Source organism: Saccharibacillus sacchari (assembly GCF_037722395.1).
Taxonomy (GTDB): Bacteria; Bacillota; Bacilli; order Paenibacillales; family Paenibacillaceae; genus Saccharibacillus; species Saccharibacillus sacchari_A.
Genome location: NZ_JBBKAR010000045.1, coordinates 258,804 through 280,191 on the forward strand (window position 1 = coordinate 258,804; position 21,388 = coordinate 280,191).

Below are 21,388 nucleotides of genomic sequence, written 5' to 3' on the forward strand. Positions count from 1 at the left end.
TTTCGAAGGCGTGCCGGGGCACATCAAGGGAAAGTGACGAAGCCATTGGTGGATAGCGACACGCTTCAAGTCGATATCCGCAGAGGACGAAAAGGCGGCAAAAGATGCACATTGGCAGGTTTGAAGACACGCCCTAGGCAGATTGCGCGGAGGTTCGATGCCGCACGCGATCCGCACCCGTCTACCGCCACGCCGTTCCGGGTCTGGGCTACATATTGCGATCGTCCATAGGCAAACTGCTCGTACTCTGTATCAAATGAAGGTACGGTTACGCTCGTCCGAAACGCACTAGACCCACGTGCGGTTCCGTCGGAGACTTCGTACACGGAATCTCGGCCAAGCGTAAACCTACTGTTTGAGGTGATACAGAGTACTAGGTAAGCGAACTTCGAACGAAGTCCGCACGACGTCGCTTTGCGCGGAAATCTTGCCTTTATGGCGTTCCACGATATTTTTGGCAATAAACAGTCCCAGTCCCGTACCGCCGCCCTGATGACTTTGCACCCGTGCGCGGTCCCCGGTGTAGAACATCTCGAACAGATGCGGCAGCTCATGCTCCGGGATCGAGTCGCCGTAATTCGTGACCGTCACGACGGCTTCTCCGGCCTCGATCCGACAAGCGATATCGATATGCTGGCCGTCTTCCCCGTAACGCGCCGCATTGATCAACAGATTTTCGAACACCCGCGCCAGCAACTCGCCATCGCCTTGAATGATTACGTCCGGCTGGATATCGGTTCGGGCGGTCAGTCCGTTTTGCTCGAATACCGGATATAGTTCTTCGTTCATCTGCACCAATAGCTCGCCGAGATCCAGCGTCTGCGTATCGAGCGTCAGCATGCCGTAATTCATCCGCGTAATCTCGAACAATTCGTCGACCAGACGCTCCAGCCTTTTCGACTTGGTAAAAGCGATCGTGGTGTAATGCTTGATCTGCTCCGGCGTCAGCTCGTCGCTGCGCAAAATGACGTCCAGATAACCGAGCACGGACGTCAGCGGCGTACGCAGATCATGGGCGAGATTCAGCACGAGCTGGTCTTTGCTGCTTTCGGCGAAGTCGCCGCGCTCTACCGCTTTTTTGAGTTTGTCGCCCGCCGCGTTCATGTCTGCCGCGATGCTGCCGAACTCGTCGTTCGATTCGATCCGCACTTTCCCTTCGAAATCCCCGTTCGCCAGCCGATGGATGCCTGTCGATATCTCGCGGAAATACCGGGAATACGGCTTGGTCAGCAGGAAAAAGAACAGGATTGCCAGCGGCACGAAAAAGATCAGGAAGAAGTTCAGGTCGCCGAAATCCCGGACCACTTTGCGGAATTGGGCCATCGCGTCGCCGAGCTTGGCATTTTCCACGTAGTAGAGCTGAAGAAGTTTGTAGATCAGGAACGTGACGCCGCCGGACAACAGCATGCTCAAGCCCAGTAACAGAATCATCCGCATCCGGAAACTGCTTGTCAGCCTAGCCATTGAACGCGTACCCGACGCCCCACACGGTCTTGATCCATTTGTTTTTCTCGACGTCCTCTCCCAGCTTGCGGCGCAACGTGCGGATATGGACCATCACCGTATTGCCGCTCTCGAAATAGTCGTCTTCCCACACATGGCGGAAAATATTTTCGGCGCTGAAGACTTTTTTCGGATGGCTGGCGAGCAGATGGAGGATGTCGAATTCTTTCGGCGTCAGCTCGACTACTTTACCGTATACCTTCACTTCGCGCTGCTCCGGGTCGATCGTCAGTCCGTTGACTTCGAGCACGGAGCTGCGTTTTTCCGGTACATTCAACTGCGTCGAACGGCGAATCTGCGCGTTCACCCGGGCGACCAGCTCCATCGGGTTGAACGGCTTGGTCATATAATCGTCCGCGCCGATCACCAGCCCCGTGATTTTGTCGAGGTCCGACGTTTTGGCGCTAAGAAAAATGATCGGCATCCGGTGCTGCTCCCGAATCTGCCGCGTCACCTCGTACCCGTCCATATGCGGCATCATGATATCCAAAATAACCAGATCGACCTGCTGCGACTGCACGATCCGCACGGCTTCCCGCCCGTCCTGCGTCGTCAGCGTCCGATACCCTTCCTTTTCCAAATGCAACGCGACCAGATCGGCGATTTCTTTCTCGTCGTCCGCGATTAGAATCGTGGCACCTTTCATTGTGTGTTCTCTCCTTGTATAAAAGCCGCGCGGAACCCACGTCCCCGGGCCATGAATTTGGGTAAAAGCACTCGCGTGCCGCGAAAGCGGCCGGGACCTTTCATCGCTGAAAGTACCGGAGCGGCCTCTATTCATTTTACGCGGAAAAGGAGTGGATAGAAAAGATGCGCAAATTCGACACCAACCAACCGCATCGAAATGAGGTGTTGGGCTGGGCGATCTGGGCGATCTGGGCGATCTGGGCGATCTGGGCGATCTGGGCGATCTGGGCGATCTGGGCGATCTGGGCGATCTGGGCGATCTGGGCGATCTGGGCGATCTGGATTAATGGTCCTCGCCGCGACTGAGCAAAAAGCAAGAATGGTAAACGAATAAGTACAGATATACACTTATTTTCTTCGAATTCAGCTTTTTTTCTAAAATAAATGCGAATATACACTTAATTACTCCTATTTACTGATTATATCTCTCTCTTACTCCAATTAAATGTATATACGCACTTATTTCGATTTTCGCCAAAAACAAAAGCAAAATAGTTGCACATTTGCACTTAATCTGCGATATTTCCCTACACTCATAGCGGTACAGGCGGATCAATCAGCGCAGTGATCTGGTTCGATTGGGGCTGTTGCATAGACATGCCGGATGCCAAAGTAGGTGGAGAAGTTGAAAAGTAGCGATGCCGCGAGCCTGCTTGGATGCCCGAAACAGGCTCGCGGCATGCCTTCGCCGTTAAGCTTGAACCGCGTCAACGCAAGCCAAGTCCTGCTCCGGCGTCTGCGGCGAAGGCGCCGAACCGTTCCGGCCGAAACGCCGCATGCCACGGCTGCGGCGCATAGCCTTCGGCGCAGTCCGCGACCATCTTCGCGGTCACGGGACTGAGCAGAATGCCGTTGCGGTAATGTCCCGCAGCGAAGATCACGCGCTCTGCGCGTTCCAGCCGCCCGATCAGCGGGCGGCCGTCGAGCGTCGCCGGGCGCAGTCCCGCCCAGCGGTGAAACGGCTGCGCCTGCTCAAGCGCGGGCAGCACCCGCTTGTTCCAGCGCAGCAGGCGCGAGATGCCGCGCTCGGTAACGCTTGTATCAAAGCCCGCGACGTCTTCGGACGCGCCGCAAACCAATGTCCCGTTCGCTTTTTGCACCAGGTAGCCCTGGCTGCCGAAGATCATATGCCGTACCGGCACATGATCTTGCTCTCCGGCGCCCCATTCATAGGCGCAGATCTGCCCGCGTATCGGCTGCACGGGCAGGCGAAGCCCCAATGGGCCGGACAGCTTCCCGGCCCAAGCCCCGGTGCAGACCACCAGCCGGTCCGCACGGAACACGGCTTGGCCCGACCGGCTCCGCGCGCTCGAAGCCAAAGCCTGCCCTTCGCGCCAGCCGCCCGCCTCGACGGAACCGCTTTTCCCGCTTGCGACATCCGGCCTGTACCCGGCTGGCCGCTCACGCACGCTCGATGCTTCCGGCGCAAGCGCCTCTTCGTGCCTTTCCGCATCGAACCCGCTGCCCCCGCGCACTTCCACCCCGCGTTCCCACTCCGTCGGCTCAAGCTCGCCGAGCCGCTCCCGCACAACAACCCCCGCCTTCAAGCAGGCGACTTTAAGCGCTTCGACGAAGTCCGGCGCGTAAATATGGCTCTCCTCCGGCGTGCGCAGCGCCGCCACCGCTTCGCGCGACAGCCCCGGCTCCGCCGCGAACAGCTCCGCGCCGCGCAAAATCTCGCCGCTCGAACCGTGTTCCCGCTGCCAGCGCAGCCGGCTTTCCAGCGCCAGCAGATCCGCTTCGTGATAGGCGACGCACAGGCTGCCGCACTTCGTGTACTCGAAATCCAGGCCGGACAATTCCCGGACCCTGCGCTGCCACTGCGCATACAGCTCCAGGCTTTCCCGGCAAAGCCGGAAAAATTCGTCCGGATATTCCGGATTTTCCGAATACGGCGCCAGCATCCCGGCCGCCGCCCCGGAAGCCTGTCCGCCGCATTCCCCGGCTTCCAGCACCGTCACGTCGGCGCCGCGCAGCCGCAGCTCCAACGCGCAAGACAAGCCTATGATCCCTCCGCCCAGCACGATAAAAGACTCGTTCATGCGCCTGTCTCCCCTTTTTCAAGCTTCAAAGTCCGACGGAATGCCCCGACTGATCCGCTTGTTTTTTCGCGCCTAATACTCTGTACCAGACAAAGGTAAGGTTACGCCTGTCCGAAACGCACTAGACCCCTGTGCGTTTCGGACAGGCGTAAACCCATTGTTTGAGGTGGTACAGAGTACTAATTCACTTTGAAACCGTCAAACCGGCTGCTCGCGGAAGCATATTTCTTTTTCCCCATCCGCCCCGACAAATAAGCCAACCTCCCGCCTTCGATCGCCAGCTTCATCGCGAGCGCCATGCCGACCGGGTCTTGAGCTTTGGCAACGGGAGTGTTCATCAGAATCGCGGCCGCGCCAAGCTCCATCGCCAGCGCCGCGTCGCTTGCCGTACCCAGCCCCGCATCGACGATCACGGGTACGTTCGCTTCTTCGACGATCAGCCCGATATTGTATGGATTAAGGATACCCAATCCGGTTCCGATCGGTGCGCCGCCAGGCATGATCGCCGCCGCGCCCGCTTCTTCCAGCTTACGGCAGATCACCGGGTCGTCCGAGATGTAGGGCAGCACCGTAAAGCCTTCCCGGACCAATATATCCGTCGCCCGCAGCGTCTCGATCGGATCGGGCAGCAGCGTTCGCCCGTCCGCGCTGATCTCGACTTTGATCCAATCGCTAAGTCCCGATGCCCGCGCCAATCTTGCGATACGCACGGCTTCTTCCGCCGTACGCGAACCCGACGTATTCGGCAAAAACCGAAACTTCCCCGGTTCCAAGTGCTGAAGGATCGAATCGTCTTCCGCCGACTCCAGATCCACGCGCCGGATCGCAAACGTCAGCACTTCCGCGCCGGAGGCGGCAATCGCTTCGTTTTGCACGAACGGATTCGGAAACAGTCCGGTGCCGAGGAAAAAGCGCGACGTCATCTCAGTGCTTCCGACCCGCCACGTGTCCTGCGTGATCCGGGAAACCCCGTTCCCTCTCGCATCGCTTACTGTTGCATCGCTTTTGTTTTCAAATCGCATACTCTTCAGCCTCCTCCCACAAAATGAACCAACTCGATCGTCATTCCGCTTGCCACTGTTGTCTTTGCCCATTTTTCCGCCGCGACGACTTCCCCGTTCAGCTCGGCCACGACCGGACGGCCGTTCAGGCCGAGCAGACCGACTACATCCGACAGCGTATCGGCATCCAATTCTTTCCGGCTGCCGTTAATCGTCAATTCGACCATCCGCTATCCACGCTCCTTTTGCTCCAGCTTGTCGATAAAAGCCCGGCACGCGCCGGCGGGATCTTCGCTGCCGACGATCTCGCTGATCGCGCACAGTCTCGTCGCACCGGCTTCGATCACCTCGTCCGCATTATGAAGCTTGATCCCGCCGATCGCCACGAACGGAATCCGAATCCGGCGCGATACTTCGCGGATATAATCCAGCCCGACCGGAGCTACCGCGTCCAGCTTCGTCTGCGTCGCATACACCGGACCGGCGCCGATATAATCCGCTCCCTGCTTTTGCGCGGCCAGCGCTTCTTCGATAGCGTGCGTGGAAATGCCGATGATCTTGTTGCCCACGATTCGCCGCGCTTCGGTCAGCGACAGATCGCCCTGCCCCAGATGAATGCCGTCCGCATCGACTTCAAGCGCCAATTGCACATGGTCGTTGATGATCAAAGGAACGCCGTACCGCCGGGTCAACTCCCGCAGCGCTCTTGCTTTGGCAAGCCGCTCCTCCGGGCCGCTATGCTTATCCCGGAACTGAATGATATCCGCGCCTCCCAAAATCGCCTGCTCCATCACTTCTGTCAGTTCGCGGCGCGGATGAAAATTTTCTCCGGTGATCGCGTATAATCTGAACTCTTTCATCATTAAATCTCTCCTTTGTTTGTGGGTTGACGGTCCGTCAGTTTCCGATATACCTCGCATACAGGCTGCGTGCGCGAACCGGATCGTCCGTCCCCTGCACCAGCACCCGCCCGTCTTCGAACAGCACAAGCCTCCCGCCTTCGTTCAATTCGGCGCGAACCAGATACGGATTGGCTTTCACCTTGCGGGTCGCCGGAGCGAGCTTTTCCGCCCACAGGCTCAGATCGAACGGCGCGTGCCCCGCAATCTGGATCGATTCCCGCCCGCATAGCGACAGCAACGTTTCTTCTTCGCGCCGCAGCGCCGGATACGTTTTCAGACCGCAGCAAGGACAATCCGCCTTGGCCGGAACCGGCTTCAACTCATGCCCATGATTGTTCCATATATCGAATGACAGCAGCGTCTCCCGCCGCGACTGCGTATCTCCGACCAGAAGCTTGAGCGCTTCGACCGATTGATACGACGCGACAATATCGACGGTCGGCGAGATCACGCCTACCGTGTCGCATGTTTCCCCGCCGGAGTCGGCTGACGGGATCAAGCAGCGCAGGCACGGCGTGCTTCCGGGAACGAATACGGCGCTCATTCCCCGCGAACCGACCGCCCCTCCGTAGATCAAAGGAATTCCGGAACTGTAGCAGGCATCATTCAACAAAAATCGCGTCTGAAAATTATCCGTTCCGTCCAACACGAGATCCATATTTTCCAACAAACGTTCCACGTTGCCGGGCGTGACATCGACAAAAGCTTTTTCCAGCTTCACGTCCGAATTGATTTTCCTCAGCTTGTTCCCGGCCGCTACCACTTTGGGGAGAGACTGCGCGGCATCGTCCTCGTCGTACAGCATCTGCCGTTGCAAATTGCTGCGCTCTACGTAATCCCGGTCAACGAGACGGACCCGGCCGACTCCCGCGCGTACCATATGGCTCGCCAGCACGGTGCCAAGCGCGCCCATGCCCACGATGCAAACGGCGCTGCCGGCAAGCTTCCGCTGACCTTTTTGGCCGATCGGAGCGAACAATGTCTGCCTGGAGTAGCGTTCTGCTTGTTCGGTACTTTTTTCCTCGTTCGTTACACGGTTAGTCATCGCTGTTCTCCTTGTTTCCAGATGCCCGCTTTCTCTACGAATATGCAAAAAAGCCATTCGAGAATACACGAATGGCTTGAACAATTCGAATGAGGTTCTCTACGCCAGCATTACCTGGATCAGATTAACGGTCCGGACACACAAGGTCTCCATCTCAGCCGGACTTCATCCAGCACCCGCATTCTTATTCGGTTTGGAACTAGCATAGCGAAGAGAATAGGAAATAGCAACGACAACGCGCGAAAATCTCGTCTTCCTTTTTCGGAAAGACTTTGCCGCCTTGCCTGTTTAACGGGATGTAACCTCGGTTTATTACGAGATATAGCCAAAAACCTGGATAAACTACTCATATTACTGAATCTAAACCTCAGATATTATACATGATTCATTATTCCTTCTGATCGCTGCGCCTATTTGCTTAAAATTCGTGATAACCTGGGCTTACCGTTCCCTTTTTCTATACGATGTCTGTTCGGAATGTTTATTTTTTGGAGGTGCCTTTCTTGCTTAAAACGAGTTATGTCGATGTCATGGACGTTTTGTCCGAGAAATTATATGCTTCCGCCGCGCAGATCGTGGATACGGCCAGCAAGTCCATTCCGGCCAATACGTTCTGCATCGCGCTCAGCGACGAAGCCGAAACGAAAGTGCTGAATACGATTAACCGCAGCGCGGTCATTTTGCAGGAAGGCTTGGTCATCGATCACACCGACTCCTACTGCCATCTGGTGACGGAGAACGGCCCGGAACCGCTGATCATCGACAATAATCTGACCCACCCGCTGACCCGGGATATGGATGTGACGCCGTTCGTCGGCGGATGCTCGTTCATGGGCGTCACGATCAAGAACGCGGACGGGCAGATTTTTGGCTCACTGTGCGCTTTTGACGACCAATTTTATGCGTATCAAGCCCATGACGTGGAGATGCTGCAATCGCTGGCCGCCTTTTTCGAAAATATGCTTGAGTTGGATCAAACCTACCGGTTATGGCGCGCCGCCGAGGAAGAACGTCAGAAGACGATGGAAGAAAAAACGAATCTGCTCGCGATCCTGAGTCACGAGATCCGTACGCCGATGAACGCGATTTTGAATATGGGCGAGATGCTTCAAGCGACGCCGCTGACGGATACGCAATCCCGCTATCTGAGCCTGATCCACTCCAGCGGAACTTCCTTGATCACCATCCTCAATCAGATTCTGGACTACTCGAAGCTGGACTCGGGCAAAATGGAAGTGCTGCGCGAGCCTTTTTCGTTAAGAGGCTGTCTGTTCGACGTGACTCAGCTGTTCCGCGTCGAAGCCGGACGGAAAAACGTCGAGCTGCACGAAATCGTGCCTTTCAGCGTGCCGGATCTATGGATCGGGGACGAAAACAAAATACGGCAAATCATGATTAACCTGCTTTCCAACGCGCTCAAATTCACGGAAGCCGGCGAAATCCGTATCGAAGCTTATGTTTCTTCGAACCGCGAAGCTTCATGCGAACCTTTATCGGAAGTCAAACTCAAGCACTCCGGCGAACAGACTTCGATTACCGGTTCGGACGGCGCTTACCTCAACTTTACCGTCACGGATACGGGCAGCGGCATCGCACCCGACAAACAATCCCAACTCTTCCAGGCCTTTACGCAGCTGCATACCGCCAATTATGTGAACCGCTACGGCGGCACAGGCTTGGGGTTATCCATTTGCAAGCAGCTTGTCGAACTTATGGGCGGCAAACTTCGATTAGAGAGTTCTTCGTCGTCCGGGACCTGCTTCGCGTTCAATCTGCCGATGGCTTTGCCGGAAGCGGCCTGGGGTCATTGAAAAAGGTACGAGATCAAATCGAAACGTTTAACTTTACACAAGAGGATAAAAGGCCTTTTAACATATGTTAAAAGGCCTTTTTTTTGTCGAATTTTTGTCGAATTCTCTTCAAAAACTTAAAATTTCACCGATATAACAAGCACAAACCTTGTAGCTTATCTCAAGGCAAGCTACCGGATAAGGAGCTATGGAATCGTGCGCGAAAAACTACGTATGAAATTGAAGTTAGGTACAAAGATAAATCTGATGTTCCTCGTCTTCATGATTTTGTTCTCCGGCATCGTGGGTCTTCTCGTGCAACAGCAGGTCAGCAAGGGAATCAAACAATTCGCGGTCGAAAAAGCCAAAGGGGATTTGGCGCTGGCCTACCGGTATATCGATAGCGCGAATCCGGGGGACTGGGCCGTGACTGACGGGAAACTATACAAAGGTACGACTTTAATGAACGAAAACTTCGATCTGGTAGACTCCATTGGCGCAGACAGCGGCGGCACGGTGACGATCTTTCAGGGCGACACGCGCGTTGCGACCAACGTTCAGGTAAACGGCAGTCGCGCGGTCGGTACAAAAGTATCCGACACCGTGAAGCAAGCCGTTCTGGATCGTGGCGAATTCTACACAGGCGAAGCCAATGTCGCAGGAAATACGTATCAGTCCGCCTACATGCCTATTCTCGGCGCAGACGGTCAAGTGATCGGTATCTTTTACGTCGGTGCTCCGCAGAGTATCATCGAGAAGATTCTGTCTGACTTTTTCACCCTGTTCATCATCGTCTTGGCAGGTGTACTGATCGTATCGACAACAGCCGTATTGCTGTTTACGCGCCGGATCAGAAAACGTCTTGGCGCTGTCGCGGCCTCGCTTAAGCTGGCTGGCGAAGGAGATTTCACGCACCCTGTAACTGACAAGTCGGGCGATGAACTCACTACGCTCGCAGACAGCTTCAACGATATGACCGGCAATCTGCGTAAGCTATTCAATGAAGTTATCGATACCTCCCAGCAGGTTGCCGCGTCCTCCGAAGAACTGTCCGCAAGCGCGGAGCAGAGCAGCCTGGCTACCGAGACGATTGCGATGTCCATTCAAGATGTTGCTCAGGGCGCGGAAAAATCGGCACACCGCCTGAACGATAGCAACTCCGCGCTGGACGAAGTCGTCGCCGGGGTACGCTCCATCTCGGACAATGCAATAACGGTACTGAACGTCAGCGACCAGACCATCCACAAAGCCTCCGAAGGCGATCGCCTGGTGGATGAGACGGTCGTTCAGATTCAACAGATCGACCGCTCCGTTCACGAAAGCGGCAGAGTCATTCAATCGTTGGATGGCCGTTCCAAAGAAATCGAAGAAATCTCGCAATTCATCTCTTCGATTGCTTCGCAAACCAATCTACTGGCACTGAATGCGGCGATCGAAGCGGCCAGAGCCGGCGAACATGGCAAAGGGTTCGCCGTTGTCGCAGACGAAGTTCGTAAGCTGGCTGAGCAATCCCAACAGTCTTCCGCCCAAATCTCGGGACTGATCCATGAGATCCAAACGGATATGGAGCGTTCCAACCAATCGATCGAGCAAGTGGGAACGGAAGTTCAAGCCGGACTTGAGGTCGTGAGACGCACGCAAACCAACTTCAAAGAAATTCTGGAACTGATGAACACACTCACCGGCCGGGTGGATCGGATGTCTTCGGCTACGCAAGATGTTTCTTCCCGTGTACAAAATGCTTCCTCCAACCTATCCGGCATTCTGCATATTGCAGGCGAGACGTCCGACCATTCGCAAAATGTCGCCGCCGCTGCCGAGCAGCAGCTTGCTTCGATGGAAGAAATCTCGTCTTCTTCGGCCGCTTTGTCCCATCTGGCAGAAAATCTGCATAGCGTTGTCGGCACGTTCAAAATCTAAAGCTCTTGATGATCGCTACAGTGATGCGAAACTCCTGGATTTCTCACAGGAGTTTCTTTTTTTATCCCTCCCATCTACCTATGCAACCTGAAGGTTTTCCCGATGATTATGCCCGATTTTTATGAAAATACATACTGATGCACCCAATTTTTTGTAAAGTTTTCGTTGACATTTCATCAAGGTAGTCGATATATTAAATGAAGTTGATAATCATTATCATGTTTAGCGATATCCGCTTTGCTGTATTTTTATTCATTTTGGATTGACGGCATTACCAAATACGCTTCACGATTTAGAGAGGGGACCATCATGAACGCAAAAAGAAAATTTTCACTGCTTAGCATCGTCTCGCTGATCCTGATCTTGGCACTTGTCGGCTGCGGCGCGGCAAACAACGCTTCGACAGAAACACCGGCGAGCACAGATTCGGCTACAACCGAAACCGCTCCTGCTACTGACACAACTACGACAGAAGCTACGGACGCTGAAGAACCGGCTGCCGAGGCGGATGCCGCTCAATACCCGGTTACGATCAAGACAGCATTGGGCGAAGCTGTTCTGGAGAAAAAACCGGAGCGCATCGTAACGATCCAATGGGGCAACCAAGACGTTGTACTCGCACTCGGCGTCGTACCGGACGGTTTCTCTGCTGCCAACTTCGGCGTAAGCGAAGAAGACAACGGTCTGCTGCCTTGGACGAAAGCGAAACTTGACGAACTGGGCGCAACAGACCCGAACGTGTTCCAAGACACAGACGGCCTGGACTTCGAAGCGATCTCCGACGCGAACCCGGATGTGATCCTGGCCGCTTACTCGGGCATCACGCAAGAAGACTACGACACGCTGAGCGAAATCGCTCCGGTCGTGGCTTACCCAACGTCGCCGTGGACAACGAAATGGCGCGAACAGATTCAACTGACGGCTGAAGGCATGGGCATGAAAGCCGAAGGCGAACAGTTGATCCAGGATACGGAAAAGCTGATCAGCGACAAATTCGCCGAATACCCACAGCTCAAAGACAAAAAAATCGCTTGGGTAAACTTCTCGGCTGACGATCTGTCCAAGCTGCATATCTACACGCCGGTCGATACCCGCGTATCGTTCCTGGAAGAAATGGGCCTGACGTATCCGGAAAGCATCACTTCCCTGATCACGGACCCGACCAGCTACTCGCTGGAACTGAGCGCCGAAAACGCGCAAGCGCTGAACGATGTCGACATCATCGTCGGCTACGGCGACGACGCGCTGTACGAAGCGCTCAAAGCCGATCCGCTGATCGGCAAAATTCCGGCGATCGAAAGAGGTTCTGTAGCGTTTATCGCATCGGATACTCCGCTGGTTGCCGCAGGCACGCCGACTCCGCTGTCGATCGCTTACACGATTGACGATTACATGACATTGCTCGGCGCTGCTGCCGACAAGGTTCAATAAGACCGATGAGCAATGTTACGGTCTCGAACGGTCGACGTCCGAGCCCGCACATTCCGAAGCATTTCTATACGGTACTGATTGTAAGCCTGGTTTTGCTGGGGGCGAGTATACTCGCCTCTCTGGCATTCGGCTCGCGGTCAGTGCCGTTTCATGATTTGATCGACGGTTTGTTTCGCCCCGAGGTGGATACCTACGAGGCGAACATCATTCGCAAACGGATCTCCCGTACGGTATTCAGTCTGTTCTGCGGAGCGGCACTTGGCGTATCCGGCTCGCTGATGCAGGCTGTGACCCGCAACCCGATTGCCGACCCCAGCATATTGGGCGTAAATACAGGAGCTTCCTTGTTCGTGGTGTGCGGCATGGCCTTTTTCGGTATGACAACAGCAAATCAATATATCTGGCTCGCGATGCTCGGCGCCGCCATCACTGCGGTATTCGTTTTCGGCATCGGCTCACTCGGGCGCGGCGGCGCAACACCGATCAAGCTTGTACTGGCCGGAGCTGCGACCAGCGCAGCCCTCTCCTCGCTGGTAACGGCTATCCTGATTCCCCGTTCGCATGTCATGGACCAGTTCCGGTTCTGGCAAGTGGGCAGTGTAGGCGCGGGAACCTGGGGAAGCGTCACAACATTCATTCCGTTCCTGCTCGTCGGCTTATTGATCGGGTTCCTGACCTCCCCGGCGCTTAATGCGTTGGCGCTCGGCGATGAAGCCGCCAAAGGATTGGGCGTCAAAACAGGCACGCTGCGTCTGGTCGCGGCTCTGGCCGGCGTCATCTTGTGCGGAGCCGCAACCGCGTTGGCTGGCCCGATCGGATTTATCGGCCTATTGTCCACGCATCTGGTTCGGCTTCTGGTAGGGCCGGATCTACGCTTCGTCATTCCGCTGTCGGCTGTAGCCGGAGCGGTCATTCTCACCATATCGGATATTGCCGGACGCTTGATCGGCAGTCCGGGAGAGCTTGAAGTTGGCGTGGTGACCGCTTTCGTCGGAGCTCCGATTCTTATTATTCTCGCTATGCGGGCAAAGGTGCGTTCCCTATGACCATGACAACCCCCCATCTCGATAACGTTTCCTCTTCCATCGCCTTCATTCGCGAAGGACGCCGCCATCGGCAACGCCGCTGGATGCTTGTCACCGGCATCATGGCTTTGCTCGCCGTGGCGCTCTGCTGCGCCATGCTGATGCTCGGCAATACGATCTACCCGCTCGATCAGGTGCTTCGCGCCTTGTCCGGCGAGCAGATCAAAGGCGTGTCTTTTGCCGTCAGCACATTGCGGCTGCCGAGAATGCTGGCCGGACTGTTCGCCGGATTCGCTTTCGGCATAGCCGGATACACCTTCCAGACGCTGCTGCGCAATCCGCTGGCGAATCCGAACGTTATCGGCATCACGTCCGGTTCCAGCGCCGCCGCTGTATTCTGCTTGACGGTGCTGCAAGCCAGCAACGCGTTCACGTCGGTCGCGGCGGTCATCGCGGGTTTGCTGACCGTCGTCGTCATTTACGTATTGTCCCGCGGCAAAATCTTCTCGATCGGCCGGCTGATCCTGATCGGGATCGGGATTCAGGCCATGCTGGACGCGGTCATCTCTTATCTGCTGCTGATCAGCTCGGAAAAGGACGTCCCGTCCGCGATTCAATGGTTGTCCGGCAGCTTGAACGGTTCCAAAATGAACGAATTGCCGCCGCTGGTGCTGATCGTCCTGATCTGTACGCCGATCCTGATGGTTCTCGGCAAGCATCTGCATGTGCTGGAACTGGGCGAACAATCGGCTTCTTCGCTCGGGGTCAGCACGGACAAGACCCGGATCGCCCTGATCGTCGCGGCGGTATTCATCGTCGCCATCGCCACCGCGACGACCGGGCCGATCGCGTTCGTCTCGTTCCTGGCCGGACCGATTGCCAAACGACTGGTCGGAAACGGTTCGTATAATCTGATTCCGGCCGGTCTGGTCGGGATCAATCTCGTCCTCGCCGCCGATCTGGTCGGACAGTTCGCTTTCGTAACCCGATTCCCCGTAGGGGTCATTACCGGATTGCTCGGAGCGCCGTACTTGATCTTCCTGCTCGTCCGCATGAACCAGAAGGGAGAATTGTGATGAAGCCCAATCATACGTTCAAAGCCGAGCAGGTCGTTGCCGGTTATGAAAACAAAACGGTTATCAACGGAGTGGATCTCACCATTCCCAGCAATCAAATCAGCGTGATCGTCGGTTCCAACGGCTGCGGCAAGTCCACGCTGCTTAAGGCGCTTGCCCGTCTGATCAAGCCGACCTCCGGCAATATCACGCTGGACGGCAAGCCGATCGCGCGTTATCCGTCCAAGCAGCTTGCCCGCATCATCGGCCTGCTACCGCAGTCCCCGATCGTGCCGGAAGGCATCTCCGTCGCCGATCTGGTCGGGCGCGGACGCTTCCCGCATCAATCGCTGCTCGGCGGCTGGTCGAAAAAAGATTACGAAGCCGTGGCCGAAGCGATGGACATGATGGACATTACCGAGTTCGCCAACCATAATATCGACGAACTGTCCGGCGGCCAACGCCAACGCGTCTGGATCGCCATGGCGATGGCCCAGCAGACCGATATCCTGTTCCTCGACGAACCGACCACGTTCCTCGATATCACGTATCAAGTCGAAATTCTCGACCTGCTGACCGATCTGAACCGCAAGCACGGCACAACGATCGTCATGGTGCTGCACGACATCAACCTGTCCGCGCGCTACGCCGATCACATCTTCGCGCTGCAAGAAGGCCGCCTGATCGCCGAAGGCACACCCGCCGAGGTCATTACCAGCGAACGGGTCAAAAACGTATTCGGCCTCGACTGCGCCGTCATCCCCGACCCCGTCTCCGGCTCCCCGATGATTGTGCCCAAAGGGCGCTATCACGCGAGTGAAGAGATCGTTTTCTCAAACTGATTGCTCGCAATATGCCAAAAAGACTGCCACCCTCCAAAATCCTTTTCTTTGGATTTCGCGAAGCGGCAGTCTTTTATTTGCGTGCAAGGCCGGATTTGATCCTGTACCCCTATATGCTATTTCCGGATCGACTGAGCAATTTCCCACGCATGTCCGGCCGGATCGGCGAAACTCGCCGTACGAACGCCCCATGGGCGATCCACCGGGCCGTTAAGCAAGGCGACTCCCAGACCGCCAAGCTCCCTGCAAACGGCATCAACATCCTCCACGCGGATCGTAAACAGAAAACGCGAACCGTCAGCCGCATGAGCCACAACCGCCGGGTCCATCAGCCCAGGCGCTTCAGTTGTACGCAGCAAATTGATGCTGATATTAGCAAAATCGAACACCGCGGAATGATCGTCTTCGTACACGGGTTCCAATCCGAACACCTTCCGATAAAACGATACCGTTTCTTCCAGCTCCTCCGCAAAAAGCGTCACGACATCAATCCGGCCCTTCCCCAAATTCGGCCCGCTCATACTCTCGTCTCCACGAGCATCCGATATTCTCCAAACCACTTCTCCCAATTATCCTCGCGAGACTCAATCGCCCGCCCGTCCATCAAAGCTTCGATAACGTCCAGGCATACATGCCAACCGGCGAGGTCTTTCGGCGTATGCGAAGTGACCTGCTTCATCGTTTCGACCAACACAAGCCGGCTTCCGTACGCTTTGGGAGACAGTTCGAACCGAATCTGATCTTCGCCCCAGGTGTACGCCAGCATCGAACACTCGTTGAACCCGATGATCCGCAGTTCTTCGAACGTGCCGTCCTGCATATCGAAACGTATTTTTCCGCCCAAATGAAGATCTTCGATCTGCAATTCGGGAAACCATTGCTTCAGGTGTTCGTTATCCGTGAGATAAGTCCAGGCTTGCTCGGCGGGATGTGTCAGGCGGCGTTCGAATCGGGCTTTATATCCGTTTCCGTTTGACTCGATCATGGCTAGCATCGCGTACCTCCTCCTCGTCGTTCATTTCAGGAAATGGAACGGGTTTACATTTCTTTATTACCCAACGGTTAGTCCTGTGCTCTCGTCTCCATCGCGAAAAAGACGATCTCGGATTTGCTTTCCGGTCGCCTTTTCGCTGCTTGTTATCTGTCTGTATCCGTCGTCACTGCCCCGCATCAATCTCCGCCATAAAAGCACGGAAATCCTTCGCGATCTCCGGTGAATTCGCGTGGTGCAAATAATGTCCGCCGCTCATCCGAAACATCTTGCCGTGCTCCGAATGCTCCGCTTGTTCCTCATGCAATTCGGTCCATCCTTCCTTGGCCGTATCGTCCTGGTTCACAAAAAGAATCACGGGAAGCTCGGCCGGGAACTGCGCATCCGCTTCGCGTGCCACGCGGAAATTTTCCGCAATATGACTCATCTCGTTCAGGATCGTCGAGTTGTTGCTTACGCGATTGGTAATCATGCGAATCTGCTTGGCCATGTCTTCGTCATAGCCCAGCTTCAGATACGGATCGTCGCCAAGCTTGGTCAACAAACGCATCATTCCCGACTCCTTCAAAAAGCGGAACAACCCCTCGGGCAACTCCGTATCCATGTCGCCTTGCTTGGGCACGCTCGTATCAACGCCCGCGAACGCGATGACTTCATCCGGATACCGATTCACATATTCGATGCCGTAAAGTCCCGTGATCGAATGCCCCATCAGCACATACCGATCAACGCCTAGCTGCCGAAGCGCCTCGTGCACCTCGCCCACAATATTCGCCGTCGTGCGCTCTTTGTCCGTCTTATCGCTCAGTCCGTAACCAAAAGGCTCGACCGCGATCACGCGGTAATCGGACTCCAGTTCGCGGATCAGCAACTCGAAGTCACGCGCCGGAACTGCCGTTCCGTAACCGGGCAGCAGCACGACCGTTTCTTCGCCTTTTCCCCGGATCAGCACATTCATCTTTTTGCCGTCCACGGCGACCGTTTGACCGTAAGGCTGAATTTTTCCCGCTTCCGCGCGCAGTGCAATTTTGTCTACCGCAAATACGGTGATGAAGAACAGCGCAATGGCTCCGACGATAATGCCCAAGGTTTTCAGTAAGATGCGCGGCCATTTTTTCTTCTTTTTATGAGGTTGGTCGACTGTATGTTGAAGTGTGTCCATGTCGGTCTCTCCTATTCGTAGTCAGCTTTGCCCCGCTACTTTTGCAGCAGGTACGAATAAGGATAGCAAGCCATCATGGACAGCCCGTGACGACAATATGAACGCAATATGAACTCGAAAAAAAGATCGGCCGGATGCCCTCGCTGCTTGCCCCTACCGATCCGAAGACGTCTCCGGCACATCCAGCGGAAGCGTCACCGTAAAGGCCGTACCGCGCCCCGGTTCGCTCTCTACTTCAATACTTCCGCGATGCAACGACACGATCTGCCGCACAATCGCAAGTCCCATGCCGCTGCCCCCGTATTTGCGGCTTCGGGAACGATCGGCTTTGAAAAAACGTTCGAATACGCGCTCCCGGTCTTCCGGCGCGATTCCGATTCCCCGGTCTGCGATACGGACGACGGCATTCGTCGCATCCCGGGAAAGAGTCACCGCGATTTCCCCGTTATCCGGCGAAAACTTAATCGCGTTGCCGATGATATTCGTCCATACCTGCCCCAACTGATCGGGATCGCCGATTATACGCGCGACAGGCAAATCCAGTTCGAAGCGAATTCCTTTTACCGACCACTGCGGCTGAAGCGCGATAATGACTCTTCGAATTTGCTCGTCCAACCGCAATTCGGCACGCTGCAACTGCGGCTGCGATTCCAGCAAACTCAGCTTCAACAAGCTATCGCTCATGCGCGACATCCGATTGGCTTCAGCCGTAATAATATCCAAATACCGATTGCGCCGATCTTCCGAGAGATTGGATTGCTTGAGCGCCAGCGCATACCCGGAGATGGAAGTCAGCGGCGATTGCACTTCGTGCGACACATTCGATACGAAATCCCGACGCATCTCTTCTTGGCGCCGCAAATCGCTCGACATCGCTTCAAAGCTGCGCGCCAGCTCGCCGAGTTCGCCTTTTTGCCGGATATCCAGTTTGACGTCGAAGTCGCCTGCCGCAATCCGCCTCGTCGCACGGGTGAGCTTGTTGATCGGCCGCACGACGAAAGCCGCGGCTCCCACAAAGACCAAGCTCCCCGCGATCAGCGCGTATATGGCAAAGTTCAACAGCCATTTGGCGACGAAAGGCGCGGAGGCCGAGCCGATCGGCTCGATGAATATCGCCTGAACGCCTTTCTCTGTCGTAAACGGCATCCCGATCAATTCGATGGTAACGCCGTTGGTGTTCACCCGGATCGTCTCGCCGCCTAGCACCCGGCGCACCAGTTCCGGGCGAACCTCGAACGCCGTGCCCGCAGGCTCGCCGTAGACGCGGAAGCGATCAGGCGATTCGTAAATCCGGATGTAATAAGAACCCAATTGGTGCATCCCGCTGACGAACTCGTTCGCCTGCTCGATCGGCATTTGCGCATAAAGGCGTCCGATATCCTGGGCGAACTGGGTTAGCGGAATTTGCAGGTTTTCGTTCATCTGATCGCGAAAAGCCCAGGTCGCGATAAAGAAAGCCAGCACCGTTCCCCCGATCACCGACACCAGAAAGATCAGCACGACCCGCGTATACAGCGAGCGGATCATGCTTCGGCCTCCAATCGGTACCCCAATCCGCGTACCGTCTCGATCGCAAACCCGCCTATATCGGCAAACCTTTCCCGCAGGCGCTTGATATGCACATCCACCGTCCGATTGTCGCCCGCGTAATCCAGTCCCCAGATCCGCTCGATCAACTGCTCCCGCGTGTACACCTGCCCCGGCGTCTCCGCCAGCGTGTACAGCAGTTCGAATTCTTTGAGCGGCAATGTAAAAGTCTCCGCGCCGACGGTCACTTTATACGTGTTCCGATCCAGCGCCAGACTGCCGATCCGTACCGCTTTGTCCGCGCCGATCCGGGATCGCTTGAGCAGCGCGCGAACGCGCGCCGTCAGCTCCAGCGGATCGAAGGGCTTGGTCAGATAATCGTCCGCGCCCAGCTCGAATCCTTTGACCTTTTCCCAAGTCTCGCCCCGCGCCGTCAGCATGAGCAGCGGAAGCTCCGCGCTTCGCCGCCGCAGCTCCCGGCACAACGCCCAGCCGTCGACGCCGGGCATCATGATATCCAGTACGGCCAGATCGACCGGCAGGCGCGCATGCAGATCCAGCGCTTCTTGTCCGTCCGAAGCTTCGATCGTCGCAAATCCGTCATTATGCAAAAACAAGCAGACCAACTCGCGAATATTCGCGTCGTCGTCCGCCACGAGTATGGTCGGCATATCAGTTATTCTCCTTGGTTTCCTTGTTGTCGGCATCGGCCGCTGCTTTCATTATAAAGCAAAACGGCAGGCCGGATCACTTGTCGCCGGATACGGCAAAAAACCGACGCCGCCAAAAGACGGAATCGGTTTGCGGAAAATCGGTTTTCGAACAGGCGCGAAACGCGCGATCAGGCTTCCGGAAGCGGCTTCGGCTTGTAGGCGGAATCCGCTTCAAGCGATTGCACGTCTTGCTCCGCCGAAGCGGCCGGGTCGGGATCGGCCGGGAAATCGGCGACCGTTCCGTGTCCGCTCAACACGCTCATCGCCCGATCGCGGTCAAACAGCCCTTCCCAGCGGGCCACGACGAAAGTGGCGACGACGTAGCCGATAATGTTGACCGTGGTCCGGTAATTGCCCATGATGCGGTCCGGGGCCAGCATCAACGCGACCGCGGCGACCGGAATCGAGCCGGTGCTGGCCGCCGTGGCGGACAAAGCGACGAAAGCCGAACCGGGAATGCCCGCCATGCCTTTGGACGTCAGCAGCAGCACGCCCAGCAGGATCAACTGCTCGGTCAGGCTCAGATTCACGCCGGTCGCTTGCGCCAGGAATACCAGCGCCAATGAGAGATAGATCGACGCTCCGTCCAGATTGAACGAGTATCCCGTCGGCACGACCAGCCCCACGACGGAACGGTGACAGCCGGCCTTTTCCAGCTTGGTCATGATCTGCGGCATGACCGCTTCCGTCGAACCGGTAGCGAACGCAAACATGATCTCTTCGCGCACCAGCTTGATCGCTTTCCATAGCCCGATGCCGACGAAGACGCGCATGATGCCTTCCAGCACCAGCAGGAACAGCAGGCACGCGACGGTCATGGCCAGGAACAGTTTGCCGAACGCGAGCAGCGTCTGCATGCCGTACTGGCTGACGGTGAACGCCATGGCGCCGAAGGTCGCGATCGCCGTGAGTTTCATAATGAAGCCCATGATCTGGAAAATGACGTGGCTAATATGGTCGAACGCTTCGATCAGGAACTCCGACGTGCGGCCGCCGACTTTGACGAGCGCGAAGCCGAATAAGCAGGAGACGAGCAGCACTTGAAGCATCGTGTTGGTCGCGAACGCCGAAACGACGCTTTCCGGGATGATGTTCATGAAGAAGTCGACGCCGTGCGGCAGTTCCGCGTTTTTGGTGACGTTTCCGACCGCTTCGGTCGACAGCGTCGCCGGGTCTACCTTCATGCCCGCGCCTGGCCTCATCACGTTGGCGACGACCAGACCGATAATCAGCGCGACCGTCGTGACGGCCTCGAAATACAGCAGCGCTTTCCCGCCGATCCGGCCGACCGTTTTCATATTGCCGACTTTGGCGATGCCGAGTACGACGACTACGAACACCAGCGGCGAAATAATCATTTTGATTAGCTTGATAAACCCGTCTCCGAGCGGCTTCAGCGCGATGCCGAACGTAGGCCACAAATAACCGACCAAAATCCCCAACACGATCGACGCGATGATTTGCACGAACAGATTTTTGTACAGCGGTTGTCTCGGCTTAACGGCTTGCTCCATGATTTCGTCCCCCTACTCCCGTTTCGGTTAAAGCGATAAAGCACTAAATGATGGAGCGCTTCCTTTTTCTGGAGATCACGCGAACTTTTTTCGGCAGATGTCAGGTTTATTGACTTTTTGATACGTATCGTTCTTTTCTTTCTTCATTATAAAAGAGCGATATGCCGGACGCATTAGTCAACACGTACAAATTCCTCACAAGGTTTTAGCGACATTCACCAATAAATAACGTATATTT

20 protein-coding genes and 1 riboswitch are annotated in these 21,388 nt (G+C 55.9%); of the genes, 7 read left to right on the top strand and 13 right to left on the bottom strand.

All coding sequences use genetic code 11. The features are described 5' to 3' along the window. Nucleotides 1–348 precede the first annotated feature (348 nt). The gene (locus WKI47_RS17895) at nt 349–1,464 is read right to left on the bottom strand and encodes a HAMP domain-containing sensor histidine kinase (protein ID WP_340228531.1); all 1,116 of its coding nucleotides are present in this window, start codon (nt 1,462–1,464) and stop codon (nt 349–351) included. After that, nucleotides 1,457–2,149 carry a response regulator transcription factor gene (locus WKI47_RS17900; RefSeq protein ID WP_340228532.1) on the bottom strand — a complete coding sequence of 231 codons (693 nt, stop codon included), beginning with the start codon at nt 2,147–2,149 and terminating at the stop codon, nt 1,457–1,459. Before WKI47_RS17900 ends, WKI47_RS17895 begins: the two co-directional genes overlap by 8 nt. Nucleotides 2,150–2,313: 164 nt before the next feature. Between WKI47_RS17900 and WKI47_RS17905 the strand changes: the two genes are divergently transcribed. Continuing rightward, nucleotides 2,314–2,496: a hypothetical protein gene (locus WKI47_RS17905; protein ID WP_340228533.1), complete on the top strand. Its 183-nt coding sequence runs from the start codon at nt 2,314–2,316 to the stop codon at nt 2,494–2,496. A gap of 401 nt (nt 2,497–2,897) precedes the next feature. On the opposite strand, the gene WKI47_RS17910 is transcribed toward WKI47_RS17905, so the two are convergent. The 5 genes from WKI47_RS17910 to WKI47_RS17930 form a co-directional block, all read right to left on the bottom strand. Beyond that, on the bottom strand, nt 2,898–4,232 hold the full coding sequence (locus tag WKI47_RS17910; protein ID WP_340228534.1) for an FAD-dependent oxidoreductase: 1,335 nt from the start codon (nt 4,230–4,232) through the stop codon (nt 2,898–2,900). 179 nt (nt 4,233–4,411) lie between these two features. After that, a complete protein-coding gene (locus tag WKI47_RS17915) occupies nt 4,412–5,254 on the bottom strand; it encodes a thiazole synthase (protein ID WP_340228535.1) in 843 nt (280 codons plus the stop codon). Nucleotides 5,255–5,259: 5 nt separating this feature from the next. Next, nucleotides 5,260–5,460: a sulfur carrier protein ThiS gene (gene thiS, locus WKI47_RS17920; protein ID WP_340228536.1), complete on the bottom strand. Its 201-nt coding sequence runs from the start codon at nt 5,458–5,460 to the stop codon at nt 5,260–5,262. A 3-nt stretch (nt 5,461–5,463) separates the two neighbouring features. Continuing rightward, nucleotides 5,464–6,093: a thiamine phosphate synthase gene (gene thiE / locus WKI47_RS17925; RefSeq protein ID WP_340228561.1), complete on the bottom strand. Its 630-nt coding sequence runs from the start codon at nt 6,091–6,093 to the stop codon at nt 5,464–5,466. 37 nt (nt 6,094–6,130) lie between these two features. Further along, entirely contained in the window at nt 6,131–7,180 is a 1,050-nt protein-coding gene (locus WKI47_RS17930; RefSeq protein ID WP_340228537.1) for a ThiF family adenylyltransferase, read from the bottom strand. A gap of 79 nt (nt 7,181–7,259) precedes the next feature. Then, nucleotides 7,260–7,370, bottom strand: a riboswitch (TPP riboswitch). Between the two features lie 313 nt (nt 7,371–7,683). Between WKI47_RS17930 and WKI47_RS17935 the strand changes: the two genes are divergently transcribed. The 6 genes from WKI47_RS17935 to WKI47_RS17960 all read left to right on the top strand — a co-directional run bounded on the left by WKI47_RS17935 (nt 7,684) and on the right by WKI47_RS17960 (nt 15,243). After that, on the top strand, nt 7,684–8,991 hold the full coding sequence (locus WKI47_RS17935; protein WP_340228538.1) for an ATP-binding protein: 1,308 nt from the start codon (nt 7,684–7,686) through the stop codon (nt 8,989–8,991). 195 nt (nt 8,992–9,186) lie between these two features. Continuing rightward, a complete protein-coding gene (locus tag WKI47_RS17940) occupies nt 9,187–10,890 on the top strand; it encodes a methyl-accepting chemotaxis protein (RefSeq protein WP_340228539.1) in 1,704 nt (567 codons plus the stop codon). 309 nt (nt 10,891–11,199) lie between these two features. Continuing rightward, complete coding sequence (locus tag WKI47_RS17945; protein WP_340228540.1) at nt 11,200–12,321, top strand: iron-siderophore ABC transporter substrate-binding protein; 1,122 nt, start codon at nt 11,200–11,202, stop codon at nt 12,319–12,321. A gap of 5 nt (nt 12,322–12,326) precedes the next feature. Then, on the top strand, nt 12,327–13,367 hold the full coding sequence (locus WKI47_RS17950; RefSeq protein ID WP_340228541.1) for an iron ABC transporter permease: 1,041 nt from the start codon (nt 12,327–12,329) through the stop codon (nt 13,365–13,367). Next, entirely contained in the window at nt 13,364–14,422 is a 1,059-nt protein-coding gene (locus WKI47_RS17955; RefSeq protein WP_340228542.1) for a FecCD family ABC transporter permease, read from the top strand. The genes WKI47_RS17950 and WKI47_RS17955 overlap by 4 nt, the downstream gene beginning before the upstream one ends. After that, the gene (locus WKI47_RS17960) at nt 14,422–15,243 is read left to right on the top strand and encodes an ABC transporter ATP-binding protein (RefSeq protein ID WP_340228543.1); all 822 of its coding nucleotides are present in this window, start codon (nt 14,422–14,424) and stop codon (nt 15,241–15,243) included. Before WKI47_RS17955 ends, WKI47_RS17960 begins: the two co-directional genes overlap by 1 nt. Nucleotides 15,244–15,359: 116 nt before the next feature. On the opposite strand, the gene WKI47_RS17965 is transcribed toward WKI47_RS17960, so the two are convergent. The 6 genes from WKI47_RS17965 to dctA all read right to left on the bottom strand — a co-directional run bounded on the left by WKI47_RS17965 (nt 15,360) and on the right by dctA (nt 21,150). After that, entirely contained in the window at nt 15,360–15,764 is a 405-nt protein-coding gene (locus tag WKI47_RS17965) for a VOC family protein (protein ID WP_340228544.1), read from the bottom strand. Continuing rightward, nucleotides 15,761–16,237, bottom strand: coding sequence for an SRPBCC family protein (locus WKI47_RS17970; protein ID WP_340228545.1), 477 nt, complete (start codon nt 16,235–16,237; stop codon nt 15,761–15,763). The genes WKI47_RS17965 and WKI47_RS17970 overlap by 4 nt, the downstream gene beginning before the upstream one ends. Nucleotides 16,238–16,400: 163 nt before the next feature. Further along, nucleotides 16,401–17,396: an alpha/beta hydrolase gene (locus WKI47_RS17975; protein WP_340228546.1), complete on the bottom strand. Its 996-nt coding sequence runs from the start codon at nt 17,394–17,396 to the stop codon at nt 16,401–16,403. A 153-nt stretch (nt 17,397–17,549) separates the two neighbouring features. Beyond that, nucleotides 17,550–18,923, bottom strand: a complete 1,374-nt coding sequence (locus WKI47_RS17980; RefSeq protein WP_340228547.1) for a sensor histidine kinase — start codon at nt 18,921–18,923, stop codon at nt 17,550–17,552. Then, nucleotides 18,920–19,594: a response regulator transcription factor gene (locus WKI47_RS17985; protein WP_340228548.1), complete on the bottom strand. Its 675-nt coding sequence runs from the start codon at nt 19,592–19,594 to the stop codon at nt 18,920–18,922. The genes WKI47_RS17980 and WKI47_RS17985 overlap by 4 nt, the downstream gene beginning before the upstream one ends. A 170-nt stretch (nt 19,595–19,764) precedes the next feature. Further along, nucleotides 19,765–21,150, bottom strand: coding sequence for a C4-dicarboxylate transporter DctA (gene dctA, locus WKI47_RS17990; protein ID WP_340228549.1), 1,386 nt, complete (start codon nt 21,148–21,150; stop codon nt 19,765–19,767). Nucleotides 21,151–21,388: the final 238 nt, after the last annotated feature.